Origin of the sequence: Mesorhizobium sp. M7A.F.Ca.MR.362.00.0.0 (assembly GCF_004023175.1) — a bacterium.
In the GTDB taxonomy this organism is placed as follows: domain Bacteria; phylum Pseudomonadota; class Alphaproteobacteria; order Rhizobiales; family Rhizobiaceae; genus Mesorhizobium.
In genome coordinates this window covers 13,141-15,755 of the sequence record NZ_RZTF01000124.1, presented here as the reverse complement: position 1 = coordinate 15,755, position 2,615 = coordinate 13,141, and the positions used below count along the sequence as shown (strand labels likewise).

6 protein-coding genes are annotated in these 2,615 nt (G+C 60.9%); 1 reads left to right on the top strand and 5 read right to left on the bottom strand.

Features of this window, described 5'->3' with window-relative positions; all coding sequences use genetic code 11:
• Together EOC06_RS16975 and EOC06_RS16970 are read right to left on the bottom strand one after the other, a co-directional pair.
• A partial coding sequence (locus EOC06_RS16975; RefSeq protein ID WP_128308317.1) for a DUF1330 domain-containing protein occupies nucleotides 1–111 on the bottom strand: 111 nt, incomplete at its 3' end.
• A 113-nt stretch (nucleotides 112–224) separates the two neighbouring features.
• Nucleotides 225–467: a hypothetical protein gene (locus EOC06_RS16970; protein WP_128308316.1), complete on the bottom strand. Its 243-nt coding sequence runs from the start codon at nucleotides 465–467 to the stop codon at nucleotides 225–227.
• 196 nt (nucleotides 468–663) lie between these two features.
• On the opposite strand from EOC06_RS16970, the gene EOC06_RS16965 reads away from it, so the two are divergent.
• Nucleotides 664–822: a hypothetical protein gene (locus tag EOC06_RS16965; protein ID WP_127327467.1), complete on the top strand. Its 159-nt coding sequence runs from the start codon at nucleotides 664–666 to the stop codon at nucleotides 820–822.
• A 45-nt stretch (nucleotides 823–867) separates the two neighbouring features.
• Here EOC06_RS16965 and EOC06_RS16960 read toward each other — a convergent pair whose 3' ends face one another.
• From EOC06_RS16960 to EOC06_RS16950, 3 genes are read right to left on the bottom strand one after another with little or no spacing between them, the layout of a single operon-like run.
• Nucleotides 868–1,275 carry a TadE/TadG family type IV pilus assembly protein gene (locus EOC06_RS16960; RefSeq protein WP_127270088.1) on the bottom strand — a complete coding sequence of 136 codons (408 nt, stop codon included), beginning with the start codon at nucleotides 1,273–1,275 and terminating at the stop codon, nucleotides 868–870.
• Nucleotides 1,265–1,705, bottom strand: a complete 441-nt coding sequence (locus tag EOC06_RS16955; RefSeq protein WP_245469680.1) for a TadE/TadG family type IV pilus assembly protein — start codon at nucleotides 1,703–1,705, stop codon at nucleotides 1,265–1,267. Before EOC06_RS16955 ends, EOC06_RS16960 begins: the two co-directional genes overlap by 11 nt.
• Before the next feature lie 4 nt (nucleotides 1,706–1,709).
• A complete protein-coding gene (locus EOC06_RS16950) occupies nucleotides 1,710–2,591 on the bottom strand; it encodes a hypothetical protein (RefSeq protein WP_245469682.1) in 882 nt (293 codons plus the stop codon).
• Between the last annotated feature and the right edge of the window lie 24 nt (nucleotides 2,592–2,615).

The window sequence follows — 2,615 nt, the reverse complement described above, 5'->3', positions numbered from 1 at the left end:
ACCTAGATATCTCCCACCATAACGCTCCTCGGTGGCTGGCACATCCCGCCGGTATTCCTCGAACGCAGCAGCGTTCTTTACGTCTACATCCGCGATCAGATAGGCGGCCATTTGCGCTTCCTCCTTCTCGACGGCGCCCGACCGTTACGCTCCGGTCGCGGGGGCGACGCCCGCCGGTCAAGACGCCCCTCTTCAGCGCTTCACCGGCAACCGCCGATGCGAAGTCAAAAGCCTGTTATAATCCACGGATTGGCGTCGTATCCGAGGCGCGGCTCTGCTTTTGCGCCGCTATCTCCCGATTTGGCGGTTCCGGTGAAACCACAGTCCAGATTTGGTGCGGACTTCTTGGCTGACGGGTTGGTGGAACATAAAGCGGCGGCGTCACTGACCGCCGCCTTCTTTTCCTTGGCAACAGCCACACCAGTCGCAGCGAAAACGACAGCCGCGCAAAATACAGCCACTCTCATTGGAACCCCCACATTGCACCCGACGGATGGTCGGACATGACGTAACGTCATCTTAACATTAGCACTAACGAATATATTAGCTAGCCCTGTGCCATAAAAAGCTGGCCGGAGTGCCAAGCTTGCGTCGTGGCCGCCAAAACCGGTGCCATCTCGACACCGGCCGGCATGAGTCGCATTCTGCCCGTTGGAGAAGGGTGTGGATAAGCCAAATACAGGGGCTGATCAGGCTAAACGCTGGCGGGACCTGGCCCTGCGCGGCCGGAGGCGTCTGTCACACAACGTCATGTCGTGGGCGCTGATCCTGACGGCGATAACCATTCTCGGTGGCCTGATCGCGTTCAAAGCGTACAAATGAGCAGAGCCCTAGCGCGCATTCTCGCCGACGGTTATCGGCCACAGCCTAGCCGCTGCCAAGCAGCGGCACGGTAACGGTTGTCGCGTAGTTGATCGGGAAGGAACTGAAGTAGGGAAAGTCGATGACGAAGGCATAGGCGGCGGTCAGATGCGCCATGCGGAAGCCGCCGCTCACCGGGTCGATGGCGATGGTGACGTTCACGTCCTTGAACCCCAAGGCCTGCAATTTCTGCGTGGCGATCGATTGAATGTCGGCCTGGGTCAGCGTGTTTTTAAGCTGCAGCGAGCGCGCTGACGTCTCCAGCGTATAGCGAACACTGGAGACCGAGTGCATCGACCAGCCAAAGGCGAAGATTCCGAACAGCAGCATGACAAGGAAGGGCGCGATCAGCGCGAACTCCAGCCCGGCCCCGCCCGATCGATCCCGCCGGAACGCGCTTACCCTAGCGGACACGGATCGTCTCCTGGTGACCGATGACGGTGGAAGTGGCAAAGGCGCCGAAGGCAATTGGCGGCACCCAGGTGCCCGATGCCTGTATCTGGACATAGACCGCTGGCACCTTCGGCCCACTGCACATGGTGGACGCGTCGACCACCGTCGCCCCGCACATACGGATGCGGCTTAGCGTGACCTGGCCGTCTTCCGGCCGATTTTCCCAGCTCGCAATGGCAAGGGCCTGGGTCGCTGCATCATCGGTCGATCCGCTCATGACCAGGTTCGCGGCGGTCTTCACACCGGCGCGCATAGACAGTGAACTCGTTACGTAGGACCAGCCGTCCAGAATACCAAGCAGCACCAGGCACAGAATCGGCAGCACCATCGCGAACTCGACCGCCGCAACGCCCGAATCATCGCCAAGGATCGGTATCGATCGGCGCCGCACGGCGCTACTCGGACAGTGCCACGGACCGCGCGGCTGGAATGTTGGGCACTCCGAGGCTCGAGCAATCCTGATTGATGGTTGAGTTACCGGACCATTGGATCGTATTGGCGACGACCCTGGTGCAGCCGCCATTGCCCGAGAAGTTGCCAAGATAGTTCACTTGCTGCTTGGGGAAGTAGATGGCCCCGGTCAAAAGCGAGTCCGCTGTGCCGTTGAATGTGCTGGATGCGATCATGCCGGTCCTGTCGCCGTAGAACAGAACGCCTGAGTAGGTGCCCGAAGTCGCCGCGCTGAGCTTCACGGACGCATTGCCATTCATGCTGACGGTCGAACTGCCCGACATGAAGATGGTCACCCCGCTGCCGGTGATGGCTGCGTTGGCGTTTATCTTGAAACTGCCCTGGACGACATAGACGCCGGGCGAAAGCGTGACATTGCCCTTCAGGTTCATGCCGCTGCAATAGGTGCCTGGACCGAGCGTCGCCTTGTTGTCGTTCTGGCAGGGGGTCGCGGCCACCGGGGCCGGCAGGTCGACAAAGGGATCGCCGGCAGGCAGTGCCTGGGTGATCGGGACCGCGCAGACGGTGGTGACGGGGTTGCTGAGAGAGACACCGCCTGCCGATATCAGGCAATCGGCCTGCAGGCCGGCCGAACCCTGAACCTTGATGGCGTCCGAGGCGATCGAATTAGACATGACCGAGCAGCCGTTAAGCTTAACGCTGGTGCTGCCGGAAAACAGCGCCGCCTGCGAAGCGGACGGATCGAGCGCGAGCATGCAAGCACTCGAGGCATCGGTAATAACGGCCACCGCCCTCGCCTGTTCGGGGACCTTGTCTTGCGTGAAGATCAGGGTGAACATCCGGTCGAGCTGCTGGCCGACGATCACCTCGACCGCTTTTTTCGCCGTATT

Excerpts from the sequence above, each read along its gene's own strand:
- EOC06_RS16970 (WP_128308316.1), bottom strand. The coding sequence starts at position 467 with ATGAGAGTGGCTGTATTTTGCGCGGCTGTCGTTTTCGCTGCGACTGGT.